This is a genomic window from Exiguobacterium sp. RIT594 (genome assembly GCF_003339585.1).
Classification (GTDB): domain Bacteria; phylum Bacillota; class Bacilli; order Exiguobacteriales; family Exiguobacteriaceae; genus Exiguobacterium_A.
The window spans coordinates 152,098-170,476 of record NZ_QPKF01000004.1 but is presented as its reverse complement, the minus strand read 5'-3'; the positions used below and the strand labels follow the sequence as shown (position 1 = coordinate 170,476).

14 protein-coding genes and 2 riboswitches are annotated in these 18,379 nt (G+C 48.0%); all 14 genes read right to left on the bottom strand.

Features of this window, described 5'->3' with window-relative positions; genetic code table 11:
* Positions 1-255: 255 nt before the first annotated feature.
* The 14 genes from DVG79_RS13035 to mtnK all read right to left on the bottom strand — a co-directional run bounded on the left by DVG79_RS13035 (position 256) and on the right by mtnK (position 18,344).
* Entirely contained in the window at positions 256-1,167 is a 912-nt protein-coding gene (locus tag DVG79_RS13035; RefSeq protein ID WP_012369351.1) for a proline dehydrogenase family protein, read from the bottom strand.
* Positions 1,168-1,258: 91 nt separating this feature from the next.
* The gene (locus tag DVG79_RS13030; protein ID WP_012369350.1) at positions 1,259-2,611 is read right to left on the bottom strand and encodes an NCS2 family permease; all 1,353 of its coding nucleotides are present in this window, start codon (positions 2,609-2,611) and stop codon (positions 1,259-1,261) included.
* 87 nt (positions 2,612-2,698) lie between these two features.
* Positions 2,699-2,800: riboswitch (purine riboswitch) on the bottom strand.
* Between the two features lie 120 nt (positions 2,801-2,920).
* A complete protein-coding gene (locus DVG79_RS13025) occupies positions 2,921-3,937 on the bottom strand; it encodes an acyltransferase family protein (RefSeq protein ID WP_233494602.1) in 1,017 nt (338 codons plus the stop codon).
* 183 nt (positions 3,938-4,120) lie between these two features.
* Positions 4,121-5,095: a YsnF/AvaK domain-containing protein gene (locus tag DVG79_RS13020; protein WP_114597110.1), complete on the bottom strand. Its 975-nt coding sequence runs from the start codon at positions 5,093-5,095 to the stop codon at positions 4,121-4,123.
* Between the two features lie 310 nt (positions 5,096-5,405).
* Positions 5,406-5,936 (bottom strand): hypothetical protein, encoded by a 531-nt coding sequence (locus tag DVG79_RS13015; protein ID WP_114597109.1) that lies wholly within the window; start codon positions 5,934-5,936, stop codon positions 5,406-5,408.
* A gap of 301 nt (positions 5,937-6,237) precedes the next feature.
* The gene (guaA, locus tag DVG79_RS13010) at positions 6,238-7,758 is read right to left on the bottom strand and encodes a glutamine-hydrolyzing GMP synthase (protein ID WP_041261800.1); all 1,521 of its coding nucleotides are present in this window, start codon (positions 7,756-7,758) and stop codon (positions 6,238-6,240) included.
* A 130-nt stretch (positions 7,759-7,888) separates the two neighbouring features.
* A riboswitch (purine riboswitch) is annotated at positions 7,889-7,990 on the bottom strand.
* A 37-nt stretch (positions 7,991-8,027) separates the two neighbouring features.
* Complete coding sequence (locus DVG79_RS13005) at positions 8,028-10,100, bottom strand: transglutaminase TgpA family protein (RefSeq protein ID WP_114597108.1); 2,073 nt, start codon at positions 10,098-10,100, stop codon at positions 8,028-8,030.
* Complete coding sequence (locus tag DVG79_RS13000) at positions 10,097-11,179, bottom strand: DUF58 domain-containing protein (protein WP_114597107.1); 1,083 nt, start codon at positions 11,177-11,179, stop codon at positions 10,097-10,099. Before DVG79_RS13000 ends, DVG79_RS13005 begins: the two co-directional genes overlap by 4 nt.
* A complete protein-coding gene (locus DVG79_RS12995) occupies positions 11,176-12,132 on the bottom strand; it encodes an AAA family ATPase (RefSeq protein WP_114597106.1) in 957 nt (318 codons plus the stop codon). Before DVG79_RS12995 ends, DVG79_RS13000 begins: the two co-directional genes overlap by 4 nt.
* A gap of 365 nt (positions 12,133-12,497) precedes the next feature.
* Entirely contained in the window at positions 12,498-13,517 is a 1,020-nt protein-coding gene (locus DVG79_RS12990; protein ID WP_114597105.1) for an ABC transporter permease, read from the bottom strand.
* Positions 13,510-15,033, bottom strand: a complete 1,524-nt coding sequence (locus DVG79_RS12985; protein WP_114597114.1) for a sugar ABC transporter ATP-binding protein — start codon at positions 15,031-15,033, stop codon at positions 13,510-13,512. The genes DVG79_RS12990 and DVG79_RS12985 overlap by 8 nt, the downstream gene beginning before the upstream one ends.
* A complete protein-coding gene (locus DVG79_RS12980) occupies positions 15,030-16,112 on the bottom strand; it encodes a sugar ABC transporter substrate-binding protein (protein WP_114597104.1) in 1,083 nt (360 codons plus the stop codon). Before DVG79_RS12980 ends, DVG79_RS12985 begins: the two co-directional genes overlap by 4 nt.
* Positions 16,113-16,131: 19 nt before the next feature.
* The gene (mtnA, locus tag DVG79_RS12975; protein WP_114597103.1) at positions 16,132-17,178 is read right to left on the bottom strand and encodes an S-methyl-5-thioribose-1-phosphate isomerase; all 1,047 of its coding nucleotides are present in this window, start codon (positions 17,176-17,178) and stop codon (positions 16,132-16,134) included.
* Positions 17,175-18,344, bottom strand: coding sequence for an S-methyl-5-thioribose kinase (mtnK, locus tag DVG79_RS12970; protein ID WP_114597102.1), 1,170 nt, complete (start codon positions 18,342-18,344; stop codon positions 17,175-17,177). The genes mtnA and mtnK overlap by 4 nt, the downstream gene beginning before the upstream one ends.
* Between the last annotated feature and the right edge of the window lie 35 nt (positions 18,345-18,379).

The following is an 18,379-nucleotide window of genomic DNA, read 5'->3' as shown; positions in this document are numbered from 1 at the left end:
AAGATACGTTTTTTTGCCTCATCGTTCAGTTTTCAAAGTTCGTCATTTCTTCCGCGTCGTGTTAGCGACTTCAATAGATTAACAGGTTCTTTCGATTATGTCAACCACGTTTTAGAAAAGATTTTTCAGCCCCAACAAACCGTTTATAAAAGGCGTCTCGCTGGAACATTTATTAATATACCAACAAAATTCGACAAACACAAGCATTATTTTAAAAAAACTTTACAAAGGATTTAAAAACCCTTTGTAAAGCCTTTAGAGTCTTAACATGCTCATTGCCGTGAAGCCGATGTTGGCCGGTCGTTCCGCTAAACGTTTCATCAGATACGTATACCAGTCGACACCATGAGGGACATAAATGACGACACGATATCCTTCAGCTACTAATTCCTGTTGCCGCCTCGGCCGCATCCCTTGCAGCATCTGGAATTCAAATTGATCGAATCCAATTCCCTGTCGGTGGACGAATCGAATGACTTCTTGAATCATATCTTCGTCATGTGTCGCGACTTGCGTATAACAGCCTTGCAAAAGATTTTGTTTCACGAGTTGTAAATACGTCGCATCCACCGTTTCTTTCCGCTCGATATAAATATCTTCCGGACCGGTATATGCTCCCTTGACGACACGAACGGTGGATTGCAAGCGTTCAAGATCAAAACGCGTCCGGTATAGATTGGCTTGCAATGCAATTCCGACATTTGAAAAACGACGATGCAATTGTTCAAAAACTTGAATGATGCTTTCGCATACGGCTTCTTCTTCCATATTAATCGTGACACGCAAATTAAACGTTTCTGCTGTTTCCAAAATCCGTGTCATCTGCGCAACTGCAATTTTCGGATTTAACCTTAATCCGACTGAAGTCAGTTTCAATGAGACTTGCGCATTCAACTTTTCTTCCGAAATCCGATGAATGACTTTGATACATTCATCAGCAATCCCGATTGCATCTTGTTCCTTTTCGATGAATTCACCGAGACAATCAACCGTTACCGCCCGTCCGTCTTCATTTAATTCCCTGACCGTTTGGATCGTCTCTTCCGTTTCCTGCCCTCCAACAAAAAAGGTTCCGCCTAACGGCAGCCCCACCTTCCGCGCCGTTTCAATCAACCCTTTATGCTCCGCCAAGTATTCAAAGACAGGACCTGTAATCTTTTCAATCATGGAAACACCTCCTCTTATTTCCCTTTCCCTTCTGCATAAAAAAAACGCCTTTCTTCTATATAGAAGAAAGACGTTAACTAGAAAAGAAAACTCAGTGTAACCAAATGAAGTAAGCAAGGAATCCGAGTGACATGGCGTACATGATCGGATGGACTTCTTTTCCGCGTCCTTTTGCAATCATCGTGATCGGATAGAACAAGAATCCGAAGGCGATTCCGGTTGCGATCGAGTACGTCAGCGGCATCATGATGACTGTCAAGAAGGCCGGCACTGCGTACTCGAACTTCTTCCAGTCAATCTGGAGAAGAGATGAAGCCATCAATACACCAACGATGATTAATGCCGGTGCTGTTACCGGTGCCGTGATGATGGCAAGTAATGGCGAGAAGAATAATGCAAGTCCGAAGAATAAACCGGTAACAATCGCCGTCATTCCTGAACGACCGCCTGCTGCGACACCCGCACTTGATTCAATGTAAGAAACCGTAGTCGAGGTTCCGAGAATTGAACCCGCGACCGTTGCTGTTGAATCTGCAATCAAGGCGCGACCGGCACGCGGGACTTTATTTTCTTTAATCAATCCTGCCTGATTTGCAACCGCAACAAGTGTTCCGGCTGTATCGAAGAAATCAACGAAGAAGAATGTCAGGATGACGACTGCCATCTGGACTGTGAAGATTTCGTCAAAGTGTAAGAATGCTTGACCGAATGTCGGTGCGATACTTGGTGGTGCTGAGACGATTTCACCGAGACCTGACGGGACCGGAATTAAACCAAAGATCATACCGGCAATGGCTGTGATGATCATCCCGAAGAAAATCGCGCCTTTAATGCCGCGTGTCATCAAGATGGCTGAGATGACTAAACCGAAAACAGCAAGTAATGTCGTCCCCTGCCCCAGGTTACCGAGTGAGACGAGTGTTGCTTCATTGGCAACGACGATACCGCCCGTTTTTAAACCGATGAAAGCGATAAATAAACCGATTCCGGCAGCTACTGCCATTTTAAGAGGTTCTGGAATCGCATTGATGATTGTTTCCCGAATACCAGACGCTGTTAACACCATGAAGACCAGACCGGATACTAAAACACCGGATAAAGCCGTTTGCCATGGGATCCCCATTCCGATGACGACACTGTAAGCGAAGAACGCATTCAGTCCCATACCTGGTGCCAAAGCGATTGGGTAATTAGCGAGTAAGCCCATCGTGACCGAACCGATGATAGCAACGAGTGCTGTTGCACCGAAGACCGCTCCCGCATCCATTCCTGCTTCTGCGAGTGTGTTTGGATTGACGAACAGGATGTAGGCCATCGCGAAGAACGTCGTCATCCCGGCGATGAACTCTGTCCGCATATTCGTACCGAGTCCATTAAAATCGAAGTAACGCGCAATCGCATTCTCCTTTTGCTTTGGTTGTTGCGGTTTCATCTGTGTGCTCATGATTGCCCTCTTTCCAAATAAGCCGTCTCAAGAAACGAAAAAAACGGCAGTTACCTGAGCGGTAAAAGCCGTTTCTTTAAGCGCACACCGGAAATCAGTGCACGCCGTAGTAGGAACCTTTAAGGTGTTCCTGTAGAGACTTCCGGGCCATATCCCCAGAATTATACGGCATTATTTTTTGTTTTTTAGTAAATGATTAAAATAAGAACAGACACATCGTAGCACGCTCTAAATCACCGGTCAACCATAAAAACGAAATTTAGTCGTTCAAATAATCCGAACGTTCGGTTTTGGAAGCGTTTTTTTCGATCAACTCACTTTTTCTACGTTTTTCTGATTACGTCTGTCGTTCTTTAAAATGAGCGGCGATAGCTGAAAGCGTACCGGTACTCTTCCTAAGACTATTACAAGAACTACTGCCAAAATCGGGAGAAGCAGCACTTTTCCCATTGTAAGCTCATTAAAATAAGAAGAGGCAATGAGTCCTTTCACAATAAATCCATGAAATATGTAAATGGTCAGCGTCTTTGTTCCAAGATGAGAAAGTACGAATGGTCTTTTCGGCAACAAGGTAAAGAATGCCATGATCATCATCCACTGAGTCAGATATAGAACAAGTCGTACGATTAGACCAGTGTCGTTTAATCCAATTTTCGCATACGAATTTGCTCCACTCAGTAAGTTAAACTGAAAAAGATCCGGCCAAATCCACATCATCAGAGCACCAGCCAGCATGACCGCTAAAGCCATCCAGCGGTTCGGGAACACCTGATAGATGATCCATCCACGACTCTTGAAGTAATAGCCGAGCACAAAAAACGGAAAAAAGACTACAATGCGTGATAAGCTCCATGCCCAACCGATTTGGTCGATGTAGCCGGCTCCCAAAGCCACCAGTACACTAACCAAAAAAACGCGTCCGATTCCGATCTTGACGGATCGCCCCAGCCAAAGAGCAGCGGGCAGCATTAGACTCCAGACGAACATCGCAAACAGATACCAGTAAATATAAGCGGGTTGTACCGTCAAGAATTGGTATTGATCAATTCCGATCCCTTTCATAACCGCTACAAATACCAGTTGTATCATGATGAATAACACGAAATAGTCCAAAGAGAGTTTCAAGCCGGTTCTAAACGTTAACTTCCCCTTTGTAAAATAACCGGAGATGAAAATGAAGGCTGGCATATGGAATAAATATATAAAATTAAATATACCTTCCAATCCTCGGCTTTTTGAAATAAAGGGCTCGATTATATGACCCAAAACCACTAAAAAAATCAATATTAATTTGGCATGATCGTAAACCCGATCGCGTCCATTCATTATCTTCCTCCACCTCCTTCCACTTTTCATCGGTTAATTGATACATCTCTTTTTTACGTTACTAAAGTCTATGCTCAAACACACGGTTTTTCGAAGAAAAGAGATAAAAACATGATATATCGTATCGCATGCAAAAAAGAGAGTAGCTGATGAGCCACTCTCTGTTAACAATTAACTATAAAATTATCTTCTCTCATCTCGATCAAGATCGTTATCTCGGTCAAGTCTGTTATCTCGATCATTATCTCGATTAAGATCATTTGTCATGTTCGTACCATCATTGATGTTCGTACCATCATTGATGTCCGCTTCTTCACGACGGACTGTTTCCGAGACGGTTTCCGTATCTTGAACTTTCCGTTTCCCGACGACAATTTCTTCAGTAACAACATCTTGTTTTGAAACTACAACGCGTTCTTCAGAAAGTGGGACATGGATGGAGTCATTTTCATCTACAAACGCTTCTGTTCTTGTTTCGCTTTCGTTGACCGGGCGACGTTCTACATACACTTCTTCACGCTCAACAGGTACTTCGATGGATTGTTGGTCTTCGACAACACGTTTGCTAACATTTACTTCTCCGGTTTGAACTCTTTCTTTATCAACATTCAAACGTTCTTCATGCAGACGAATACGTTCCTCCTCTGTCCCGACATCCGATCCAGCGGTAGATGTCCGATCCATTTCTGAAGAGTTATTGTAATCCTGATTCCGATCCATTTCTGAAGTTTTCTCATATGCTTGGTCCCCGTTCACATCTGAAGCAACGCCATACCCTTGACCATAACTTTGATTGTGTTTTTCGTAAGAATCCCCATACTCACTGTCTACGTACAATACCAATTTCCCATTTTGTACTTGACGACGATATTCTTCTGATTCAGCACGATCTAGCCCCATCCCGCTGAATGCTTCTGTAGAAGAATCATCAGAGAAGGCAGCCATGAATTTCCCCATGAACCCTTGATGCTGCTCTTCACCCGTAGTATCTACGTTCACGTCTGTCTGGTCTTTCAACATAGAAAACGAATCTTTATTTTGTGCGACCACATACATATCTCTTTCATCATAACCCTGCGCCTTTAATTCATTCACTTTGCTTAATACTTCCGCTTGGGTATTAAACACGTCGATAAATGTATTTTCTTCTCTACTCATGATTCCTTCCTCCTTTTGGATTAAAAGCGTTTAAAATCTAATTTCAAAATCAAATATCAAACGCTTACAAATAATTTTAAATGCCAACATTTTGAATTTCCCCTACTTCTTTTTTAATTAAACATTTTTTATACATGTTTTAATAAAAAGAAAGTCCGCGCTGGTTTAGCGACAGACTTTCTTCTGGCATTCCATGTTTTTCATTAATCAACAAAAAACTAATATTTCGATTGAACCCTCTATACTTCTTCACATTTTTTATACATCAGATTTCATGCAAAAAAGTGAGGATTAAAAATCATCTGGAATGTTAGCTAAATACACTATTAAAGTACTCAGACAGTAGCCCTTCTCCTCTAAATCGATCTTCTAAAACAGATTTTACCTGCTTTAATTCATTCTTACGTGTTCCATAAGTATTCGGTAAAGATCCTAAGTAAGAATATTTATACACAGGTTCCTCAGGATACAATTCATAAGCACGTTTTAACATGGAATCCCCTTTTTCTTCCCACTGTTCATAGTCTCCAAAGTAATACGGAAACATGGAAATCATATAACCAAAACACCAGAGAAAATCTTCCTCCGCCATAAAATGAGCCAAACCGAAATTTGTCACTTCAGTCAATATAGACTCTAATTCACCTGTGTCTATATCTGCATCTGTAATCCCCAGCGGTCCTTGTTCGACTACGACATACCAACAAAAAAAGCCAAGTCGTACAGTCATTTTTAAGTCCGTCGGATTTTGTTGCCATGCTTTTAAAAGATATTTTTTCGCTTCATTCCAATTCTCTTGATGCTCTAATCGATCAACTTCAGACCATGTCCAATCGATCATAATGGTTCGCCACCTATTCCATTTCATTACTCACTTCATAACTATATCAAGTGCCAGAAGTACATCTCGATATATCGTGGTTTCCTACCTTAAAATTGTTGGTTCAGTTTGACGTCACTCACCAGTTCCATAATTTCAGTCACGAACAAAGCTCCCTTTCATTCACAAATCATGTGAACAAAAGAGAGCTTCATTTTTAAATATAATTGTTGAAGGTGAAACAGACTTCCTTTTACCTGTCTCCTTTAAAACATTGGTACGACAGGTTTCATGAGACGAATCCCCTCAGCAAATCTAATTCTTATTCCCACTCAATCGTTGAAGGTGGTTTCGACGTCACATCGTACAGGACGCGGTTCACGTTCTGAACTTCGTTGACGATCCGGACTGAAATCTTCTCGAGCACGTCCCACGGGATGCGTGCCCAGTCCGATGTCATCCCGTCGATTGACGTAACGGCACGGATTCCGACTGCATAGTCGTATGTCCGCTCATCACCCATGACACCAACTGAACGAAGTGGTGGCAAGACCGTGAAGTACTGCCAGATTTCGCGTTCGAGACCGGCTTTTTTGATTTCATCGCGGAGGATGAAATCGGATTCGCGGACGATTTCGAGTTTCTCGTCTGTGATTTCACCAAGGACACGAATACCGAGACCTGGTCCCGGGAACGGCTGACGCCAGACGATTTCATCCGACAAACCAAGTTCTTTTCCGAGTTCGCGGACTTCGTCCTTGAACAACGTGTTGATTGGTTCGATCAACTTGAACTGCATGTCTTCCGGTAATCCACCGACGTTGTGGTGTGATTTAATCGTTTGGGCCGTATCCGTTCCGCTTTCGATGATATCCGTATAAAGCGTTCCTTGAGCTAGGAAGTCCATATCCGTCAGCTTCGACGCTTCTTCGTCGAAGACGTAAACGAATTCGTTCCCGATGATTTTGCGTTTTTGCTCCGGATCCGAGATGCCTTTTAACTTGTTCAGGAAACGGTCCTGCGCGTCAATCTTGATGACGTTCATGTGGAAGTGATCCGCAAATGTCTTCATGACACTTTCGGCTTCCCCTTTACGCAAGAGACCGTGGTCGACGAACATACATGTCAACTGGTCACCGATTGCTGCGTGAATGAGTGCCGCGACGACAGATGAATCAACACCGCCTGAAAGGGCGCAAAGGACCTTTTTATCGCCGACTTCTTCTTTAATTTTTGCGATTTCGATTTCGATGAAGTTTTCCATCGACCAGTCGCCCGTACACTGACAGACTTCGAAGAGGAAGTTTTTCAAGAGTTCTTTTCCGAACATCGTATGGTTGACTTCCGGATGATACTGGACACCGTACATCTTCAGCTCTTCGTTTTTGATTGAAGCAATTGGGCACGAGACATTTGTTCCGTCGACGACGAAACCGTTTGGTACCGATGTGACAAGGTCACTGTGGCTCATCCAAACCGTCTGTTCGAGCGGGAGATTCGCATACATCGGCGATGGATCGTTGAGTGTCAACGTCGCTTTTCCGTACTCGCGGTGTCCGGCACGTTCAACCGTTCCACCAAAGTGTTGCGACATCAATTGCATACCGTAACAAATTCCGAAGATCGGAATGCCGAGGTCAAAGATTTCCGGATCACAGCGGTACGCGTCTTCTGCGTAGACACTCCGTGGTCCACCGGAGAAGATGATACCGGCTGGTGCGATGTCTTTTACTTCTGCTGCAGTGATCTTATGCGAATGCAGTTCACTGTAAACTCCGAGATCACGGATGCGGCGTGTGATCAATTGATTGTACTGACCTCCAAAGTCGAGGACGAGGATCATTTCTTGGTCCAAATGTGCTTCCAAATCTATTCCCGCCTTTCCAATTTCATGCGTACCCCGATGAAAAAAGCCCACTCTTCCCCCATAGATAAAATGGAAAAAGAGCAGGCCGCTTCACAAAAAAGTGTATACGAAGGGTCTGCTCCTTCATAGTCAGGTCGTTTAAGGTGACCCGGTAGAGACTCTCACGCCATATTCGCGAGTATATACAAAGGAGATGCATGTATGATTTACGTTGTTCCCATTGTAACTGTATCAATTCGAAAATATCAACCCTCTATCCGTCGAATGATATTTTCGAAATATTCACGTTTTTTATCAGCGGATAACGATTCGCCTCCGTAAACCATCCGTTCATAGGCATCCGTCAACGGACGCATCGCATATGTTTCGTAATATCCGTCAACCTCATGTGCAAGTTCCGTCAGTGTCCGACCATCCTTGTAGTGGAAACCTTGTTTGTCAAGACGGCGCAATAAGAAACGGTACATCCGCTTGAATCCTTCCGGACGATGAAGTTGGTTGCGGAAAAATAAAATCGCCGCAGTCCGGGTCAACGGTTTCCGGAACAGATACAAGAATACCAGTCCGACGATTACACCGACAACCGGCCAAATCGGAAACGATTGTTGTTCCGTTTGCGCTGCTGTCGTCGTTTGTTCTTCATCCAGCAGATTCTCCTGCGGACGTTCCGGTGTTGCGGTTTCGGTATCGGTTTCCGTATCGCGTTGCGGATTCGCTTGTTCGGTCTCATTATTCGTTTCCTGATCAATCGTATATTGTCCGGCTCCGTCAAAGCTGACGGTCGGCTCGAGCGGTACCCAACCCGGTCCTTCGATATAGACTTCGACCCACGAGTGGGCATTTTTATTGCGGACCGTATAACTCGTTACGGCTGCCCCGATGACATCCGATTCGCCGCCCGTAAATCCTTTTACCCAGCGGGCCGGCAAACCGGCAGCGCGTAATAACACGGTTGCGGACGTCGAAAAATTATCACAGTAGCCAAGTTTCGTCTCAAATAAAAATTGATCGACATAATCCTGATTTTCTTCCGGTACGGCGACTTCTTCCGTATTGTATTCGAAGTTTTCCTGCTCAAAATAACTTTCGATCGCCTTCGCTTTGTCCCACGGACTGTCTTCGTCCGCGACGATCTCTTCCGCGAGATCGCGGACACGATTCGGTAACGTATCCGGTAACTGTAAATACCGGTCCTGCTCCATCTCCGACAATGTAATCGGCTCATCCGTCTGGAGCAATTCTTCCGTAAACAACGGATACGTGTATTGAATCTGATAATTTTGCTGGCGTTCCGCATCATCCAGGTACGAGACCTTTTGATTTTCCGGATCAATCAACAGATTTTGCCGTTGCTTATCCACAGTCAAACGGACGTTGTCACCGTTATATGGCACGAACGGCAGCTCCCGTGACAGTTCAAATGTCGCCCGTTCTTCCCGTGTCTTGACATCATCTCCGAAGTGCGAGAAAAATCCCCGCGAATCGATTTCCGGTTCTGATTTCGACAACACCCAACCTTTTCCGGTATAGATGTCTTTTGTCTCGACACGCCAGTAACGGCTGCCTTCACTTTCGACCTGAAAGACTTCCCGGTCGTCCATTTGGAACGGACCGCCGAGCTGCTCGTCATTGTTGCCGTATCCGACTTTTTGAATCCGGCTCGACGATGTGCCCTCACTCTCGAAACCATCGGTCCAGTCATACCAGCTATCCTGCCATGTCGCCGTAATGACCGGGCTTTGAACAGCAGCAACCACCGTCGCTCCGATGATCAGCAACGCACTGAGCGGACGGACGTAAGACGCCGTCGGACGTTCGCTGACTTCTGTCGCATACAACAGAAACAGTGCCAGGACGATCGGATAGATGATGAACTGTTCTCCCGAGTAATCCGTCCATGTGTCGCAATAGGCAATGAAGCCGATGACGCCGAGCGCCAGCCCGAAAACAAAGCCGCGGTTTGGAAACGTCCGCCGCGCTAAATAGCCGATCAAAAAACTGATCAGTCCAATCGAGAAGGCAAATGCCGGACGTCCCGGTAACTCTCCGTTGATGACACGATTGATATCACCCGCGATTTCACGGAACAAGTTCCACGGTGCTTCTCCGGGGATCAAAATAAAGTAAAACGAAACGAGTAACGCAAGCAGACTGCCGAGTAAAAACCAGCTGCGCCGCAGATGCGACAGCAGGAGTGGGGTCAACAGAAGCGGCAAGAACGGAATGACACTCTCAAATGTCGTCAGTTCGAGTAACGGCGGCATGAAGCTCGCAAATAGTAATCCTGCAAGCAGATTCCAAATCAGGCGTCGTATCATCCGGTCGTCCTCCTCTCTGGTGTGTAGACATGAACGCTTGCTTCCTGCCGGACTTTCGAAATCCACATTTCATTGTTGGATTCGAGATCCGGTGTGATGAACAGGACATTTCCGCTCAGTCGTAACGCTTTTGAAGAGTATTCCCAGGATTCGATGAATGACCGGGTCCGGCTCGGTTGCGCCGTCATCAGATAGTGGGTCAACTTCGCGCCTTCAAGCGGCAACGATAAGGACTGCACACCGTGCCCGACGAGGTGAATCCGGTAATTCAGATGACGTTTGTTCAGTTGATCCGTCGCGGCAGCCAGCATGGAAATACTTTTTTCAAAGTTCTCATCACTGACCGTTCCTTCGTCAAATACAATCGTCGTTTCGCGTTCCTGTTCCCGTTCAAACGTTTTCGTCATCAATCCCTGCCGTTTCGCGGTCGATTTCCAGTCAATCTGATTCATCCGGTCCCCGCTGACGTATTCGCGGACACCGACGACCGTAAAGGACGATTGCCGGAGATCAAGGGAGACGGGAGAAATCCCGCCGTCGCCACGGTCATCTTCGTGCGGCAGTTGAACCGCCAACCGGGCAGGTTCGACTGCCAGGTACGTTTCGACCGGATAGAGCTTTTTCCGCATGAACAAGCCGAACGGATCGCGTATTTCCAGTACACAACCGGGGATTTGATACAGTCCACGGCGGATCGATGGAATCAAATAATCAATGTGTTCGACTTTCCGGTAATGTGCCCGGAGCGGATGCCGGATATTCAGCGGTTCTTCACTGAGTGCATCCGGAACGGCTTCCGTTACGTCGACGGCCCCGACGAGGAACGGATATTTCCGTCGTACTTGAAGCGACACCGGAATGTCGGTTCCGGCAATCAGCATTTTATTAGAGACTTCCCGCGTCGCCATCGCTTGTGTGACGGGCCAAATCAAAAACAGTGTCCAGTACACGGTCAATCCTGCCATGACATAAACCAACAGCGATGCGACATTCCCGCCGTCAATCCGGGCATAGACCCATAAAGCGGTGAGTGTGATCAGCAAGACGGCGTAACGCCAACCGATTTGCCATCTCGTCATAAGGACTCCACATCCTGCTGAATCGGCACGGCGACTTCTTTTTTCACTTGTTCGAGAACTCGTTCTGCCGTCTGTCCGTGATAGCGCGCGTCTGCCGTTAAAATCAGGCGGTGCGAGAGCACGGGTGTCAACAGTTCTTTGACATCATCCGGTAAGACGAATGACCGCCCTTCCATGTACGCCCAGGCTTGCGCCACTTTCATCAGGGCAATCGAAGACCGCGGACTGGCTCCGAGATAAAGGGATGCATGTGTCCGTGTCGCCTGGACCAGATGGACGATATATTTTTTCACCGGTTGCGAGACATGAACGTCTTTCACCGCCTCTTTCATCCGTAACAATTCGTCACGTGTGATGACGGACTCAAGCGTCTCAATCGGTTCATCCCGTTCGAACCGCGTCAATAGCTTCATTTCTTGTTGAAAGTCGGGATATCCCATCTTGACCTTAATCAAAAACCGGTCGAGTTGGGCTTCCGGAAGCGGATACGTTCCTTCGTGTTCGATCGGATTTTGAGTTGCCATGACAAAAAAGGGATTAGGAAGCGTGTGAATTTCTCCATCCACCGTGACATTCGCTTCCGCCATCCCTTCGAGTAAGGCTGATTGTGTTTTCGGTGAGGTCCGGTTGATTTCATCTGCCAGGACGATGTTTCCCATCAAAGGACCCGGCCGGTATTCAAACTGACTCGTCTTTTGGTTATACATCGAAACCCCCGTCAAATCAGACGGCAGCAGATCAGGTGTGAATTGGACGCGTTTAAATGTCAAACCAATCGAACGGCTGAATGCACGAACGAGCATCGTCTTTCCGACACCCGGTACGTCTTCGAGTAACACGTGACCTCCGGCAAGTAATGCTGCTAAAGATTGTGTAATCACGTTCTCTTTTCCGATGATTACTTTTTCTACGTTGTCGATGATCGCTTGAATCTCCTTCGTATATGTTCGCATCGTCTGGCCCCTTGCTGTTTAGTAGTTGAATTTTCTGACTCTTTATATCTTCTCATATCTGTCGATGCTTTTAAAGGCATAGGGATAGTTGAATACGCACAAAAGGGGGCGCCGCTGTTCGCGACTCCCCCTTCCTGCTTTCAGGAACGATCACATATCGTAAACCGTTCTTGAGCCGTGCAATCTGCACGTAAAACACGAATCACTTCGTGTCTATTGTCATGTTGCGTCCGTCAAGTCCGGTGATCCTCTTCTTCTCGAAGCGACATGCGATCGTTCCCTATACATTGATAATCATTCATGTGCATCACCATCCTTTCATATACTGAATATTACCGATTCTATTCGAAGTTAAACCCCTTTTTTTAATTTTTTTTGAAACGGTAATAGGTCGAAGCCAAGGCAAGTGCCAAAACGGCACCTTTGATGATGTTCAGTGAATAATACGGTACCGACAACATGACGAGCCCGTTCTCAAGAATTCCGACGAGACAAGCACCGACCAGTGTCCCGAGCGCATTCGGCTTGCCTTGTCCGGCAAATGAAGAACCGATGAAAGCTGCAGCAACAGCCGGCATCAAATAACCGGATCCGGCATTAATTTGGGAGGAGCCTACTTGCGACGCCAGCAAAATCCCGCCGACGGCCGCCAGTAATCCGGCAATCAAATATGCGATTGCCCGGTACCGGTTGACCCGGATTCCTGTCAGATGCGCTGCTTCCGGATTTCCGCCGATGATGTACAAAAAACGTCCATGCCGGGTATGGTTTAAAAAGACATGCGTCACGGCGACGACGACGAGCATGATCAGGATGATCCACGGCGCCTGACTGATTTTTAAAAACGACTCCGGAATCAATCCGACCGTCGGTGTTCCGTCGAGACGGGGCATACCGGCACTGATCGATCCGCCGCCGGTATACGTCATTGCGACGCCTTCAAAAATGAACATCGTCGCAAGTGTGGCGAACAGATCCGGAATCTTAAACTTCACAATCAACAGAATGTTGACAAGTGCGACCGTCAAGGCAATCAAGAGGGCCAAACCAATCGAGACGCCGAGCGGCAGACTGTACCAGACAAAAAACGATACAACGAGTGAACTGGCGAAGGTTGCGGTTGAGCCGACGGACAAGTCAAACCCGTTGACCGTCAATGAAACCGTCAATCCAATGGCGATGATGGTCACAATCGAGATACTTCGTAAAATGTTGACGAGGTTCGTCCCTTGTAAAAAATTCGGTGCCGTCATGGCAAAGAACAGAATAAGTGCGAGAATCGCGAGGACGATGCCCCAGTCATTCAAGAAACGCAACACCGGTTTTCCCGGTGCGGTTCGTGGTGTGTCCGGCTTTGCCGTCGGTTCGTGCAATACATCATTCATTCTGCTGTCCTCCTGTTGCATACCACAATAATTGTTCTTCGGTCGTTTCCGCAGTGGTCGTCTCAAACACGATTTTCCCATCATACATGACATAAATCCGGTCGGTCACAGCCAGCAGTTCATCCAGTTCGCTCGACGCATAGATGACGGCTTTCTGTTCTGCAGCCAATTGATCAATCACTTGGAAGATTTCCGCTTTCGCCCCGACATCGACGCCTTTCGTCGGTTCATCCAACACCAGGACGGATGCGTCTGCCAGCAACCATTTTCCGATGGCGACTTTTTGCTGGTTCCCGCCGGATAAATCGGCGGCACGTTGCTCGGTACTGCTGACTTTAATCGACAGTTGCTGCACGATTTGTTTCGCTGCGGTGCGTTCTTTTGTCTTCTGTAAAAATCCGAACCGGTTGACGAATTGGTTGAGACTGGCTGCCGTCATGTTTTGATCAATCGGATCCGCGACTAAAATCCCTTCTTTCCGCCGTTCTTCCGGCACAAGTCCTATACCGAGCCGGACTGCATCATAAGGCGAACGGACGTGTCGTGTTTCTCCATGCAGACGAATCGATCCCGCAGTGACAGGAAGCGACCCGAAAATCGTTTTACACAGTTCCGTCTTACCGGCACCGACGAGTCCCGCAATGCCGATTACTTCTCCGGCACGGACCGTTAAGGAAACCTGGTTGAGCTGTCCGGTGACCGTGATCCGATCGAGTTCGAGTGAGGGTGCGCCTGCCGGACGCGCTTCCCGTTTCGATTGCCGCAGACGCCGGCCCAGCATCTGTTCGACGACGGTTTCCTTTGTTTGTCCGGCAAGAAGCTGACGTGACACCAACTTGCCGTCCCGCATGACAGAAATGGATTCGCAAATCTCAAATAGTTCCTGAAGCCGGTGGGAAATGAAGATGACGCCCAGTTGTTCCTCCTCTGCGAGCTCACGAATGATCCGGAACAGTTGCTCCGTTTCCCGTCCGCTGAGCGGGGCGGTCGGCTCATCCAATATCAGGAACCGGCTTTCCTGGACTAAGGCTCGGGCAATCAAGACCAGTTGTTTTTCGGCCAGTCGCAGTTCGCTGACCCGTTGCCGGACATCAATTGATGCTTTCAGTTTCCGTAAAGCACGTTCGGCTATTTCCTCGTACCGCTGCCGTCTGATGAACCCTTTCAGCTGTCCGTTCGTCAGCACATCGAGGCAGATATTTTCCGCCACGGTCAAATAACCGACTAGTGCCGTATCGACTTCCTGATAAACGATTTCAATCCCGGCCCGTTTTGCGGCAGCCGGTGAATCGATTGTCAGCGGCACACCGTCAAACCAAATCGTTCCGTCATATGAATCGTACGCTCCGGCCAACACTTTCATCAGCGTCGATTTACCGGCTCCGTTCGCTCCGACGAGCGCATGAATTTCCCCGCGGCGCACGGAAAAATCCACCTCATCCAACGCTTTGACGCCCGGGAACTCGATTGAAATCCCACGCATCTCGAGCCGGTTGGTCACATCGGACTGTGTCATTTCGAAGCGTTCGCTTTCCGCAGTTTTTCCATCCAAGGTTCGTTGAATTTCTCAGACGTGCTCCAGCCTTTGATGATTGTATCGAGATTGTACATCGTCGTATCTGCTTTGAGCGCCTTTTGCTCGACTAATTTAGCATCCAGATCAAAGCTGTCCGGTGTATTTTCGCCGGCCAGTTTTTTCGCCAGCAGACGCATATCCGTCTGTCCGATCAAGTGTGGATCGACGGCACTCGTCGACACCCAGTTACTGCCCTTTTCACGCATCAGATTGATGTCCTGGTTCGAAACGTCGATTGAAATCAACGGGATTTCCTGACGTTTGTTATCCTTTAGGGATTTATAGGCTCCTTTGGCGACTTCATCCCACGCTCCCCAGACGGCATCGATGCTTCCTTTCGGATATTTGGCGAGAATCGCGTTCATCTTCGTCGCAATATCGCCTTGGACATCCTGGAAGTTCGTTGGTCCAACCGTTTCAAGAGTCTTGATTTTGCCGTCGGCTTCATACGTCTTATAGATTTCCTGACGGCGGTCTAGCGGTGCAAATCCCGGACCAAACCACAGTTTGATGACCCGGACCGGCTGATCGTCTTTGACTTTCGTTACTTCATCGAGTGAAAGTTGCGCCAGTTTGTGATCATCTTGGAATGTCTCTGTGATGCCTTTTAACGTCTGGTCTTTTTTCTTCGTCACCGTATCAAACGTCACGACCTTAATCCCTTTGTCGATTGCCGGTTTGATCATGTCGTAGGCATAATCTTCTTTTCCGTGCGAGATGATCAGTCCGTCATAATCCTGCTGAACGGCCTGTGCCACCAGTTCCTTGAACTTGACGTCATTCCCTTCCGAAATGAACGTGTTAACTTGAAAACCAAGTGCTTCCCCTTCTGACCGGGCACCATCCAAGAACTGTTTCGTATGGTCGTCGGATGCCAGATTGCGGATGACGGCAATCTTGACGTCTCCCTGGACGCCATCCGGTACACCACTGATTTTTTTTGCCGGTGTCGCTTCACTATTCGCGCAAGCAGCCAGCAAGACCGCCGGTGCAAGTACCGCAAATGCTAATTTTTTCATCTCGATCTCCCCTGTCTGATTAACGTATTTGTTGTCCGATTGTCTGCTCGATCGTTTCGACGGACGGATGCTTGATGACTCCGAGTTCCGTAATGATTGCCGTGATCAATTCGTGCGGTGTCACGTCAAACGCCGGATTAAAGACTGCCACACCGGCCGGCGCCGTCACTTTTCCGGCCAGTTGCGTCACTTCACGGGCATCGCGTTCTTCAATCTCAATCTCGTCTCCCGACAAGCTCGTCAAATCAAAGGTCGAAAGGGGTGCCGCGACGTAAAACGGAATCCCGAAAGCACGGGCCAGTAACGCCAGTTGAAACGTTCCGATTTTATTGGCTGTATCGCCGTTCCGGGTAATCCGGTCCGCTCCGACGATGATGGCCGTGATGTTTTTTTCTTTAATCGTATGGGCGACCATATTGTCGGTAATCAAGGTCACGTCAATTCCGGCCCGTTGCAGTTCCCACGTCGTCAGGCGTGCTCCCTGCAGCAGCGGCCGCGTTTCCGATGCATAGACGGATAATGGAATACCTTGCTCCTTGGCGAGATAAAATGGGGCGAGTGCCGTTCCGTAAGCCGCTGTCGCAATCGATCCGGCATTACAAATCGTCAGGACCCGGTCACCGGACTCGAACAATTCCAATGCATGCACCCCGATTTGACGGGATGTCTTGGCATCCGTCTGATAAAGTTCCAATGCCTTTTGCTCGAGACGTACCGGCAGTTCTTTCAGCGTCGTAGCTGAAACGATCAGCTGATTCAGCTCATCGAGGACATTTCGCAGGTTGACCGCCGTCGGACGGGTTGCGAGTAACTGTGCCGACACCGTCAACAGTTCCTGTTTTACTTCAGCCAGCGTCCCTATCGTCCGAAACGCTTCCTGCACAAGGATGAAGCCGCCGAACAGACTGATCGCCGGTGCGCCACGGACCCGCAATTGTTTGATGGCGTCGATCGCTTGCGCCAAATCATGGATCACCTCGTATCGTTCTTCTTCCGGGAGCCGGGTCTGATCCAAGATCGTCACCGCCCCGTTGTCATAGATGATGCTTTGGACGAATTGGCTCATCGGCTGAGTTCCTCCGTCAAATCAAAGTTCCGTAAATCAGTGAACGTCTTGCATTCCGTCCGGCGTTTGATCAGAGCCGTCCCCAAACGTAACGCATGGCGTTTCCGCTCGAGTCGTTCCCCCACGTCCGTGATGTTCTCGAGGTCCGCGACCGGAGCCAGTCCGATCGTCCGCCGGATCAACTCACATCCGGCAAAGCCGAGTGCATCCTGTAAAATCGTGCTGAGCACATCGTCGACAAGACCGTCCGCCGAGCGGAACGGTTCCACCGCTTCGCGTTCCCATAACGCTTTGAACGTCGACGCAAAGGTCAGCCAAAACGTATCGATATCCTTCACCCGTGATTCCCGTAACTCGGCATAGTTCGGATACGCGGCAAAGCAGAGATGGGCGATGAATTGTCCGACATCAAAACCAAACGGTCCGTAAAATGCGAATTCGGGGTCGATGACTTTCGTTTCATCGGCCGAAGCAAAAATACTTCCGGTATGTAAGTCACCGTGCAATAACGCATCACCTTTTGTGATGAACAGGGTTTCCAGTTTCGCGACTTCCCGTTTCAGTTCCGCGTCGTTCCAAATCCGGTCAACTTCCGCTTCGAGACCTGCTTCAATCGCATTCGTTTCCGCATCATAAAACGGATCCGTGAAGATCAATTTCTCCGTGATATCGCACAGATCCGGATTGTAGTACTGACGGGCAATCTGTTTTTTTGCGACCGGTCCGACGGCAAAATCCGATGTATAAAACAGCGTCCGCGCCAGGTACGAACCGATGTGTTCCGCGAGCAGCGGATACTGTTCCCCTTCGAGCAAGCCGGTCCGGACGATCGTCAGATGTGACAAATCCTCCATCACCGTAAATGCTTCTTCCTTGCTCGCATGGTAAACATGCGGAACAAACGGAACGGCAACTTTTGCGAATTCTTTTAAGGCCGATTGTTCAATCCAGGCCCGTTCGAGCGACAGCGGCCAGCTTTCCCCGACGACTTTCGCATACGGCAACGCCTGCTTTAAAATCAGCCGTTTTTCTCCTGCTTGAATCCGGAAAACGAGATTTAAATTCCCGTCCCCGATTTCCTCTGCCGTCACCGGTTCATTGCCGATCAATCCGAGTGTCCGGACCCGTTCAATCGCGTCCTGTACTGTAAATGCTTGGTATCCCATTTTGGTTTCCTCCTTGGTGATCACACGAAAAAACG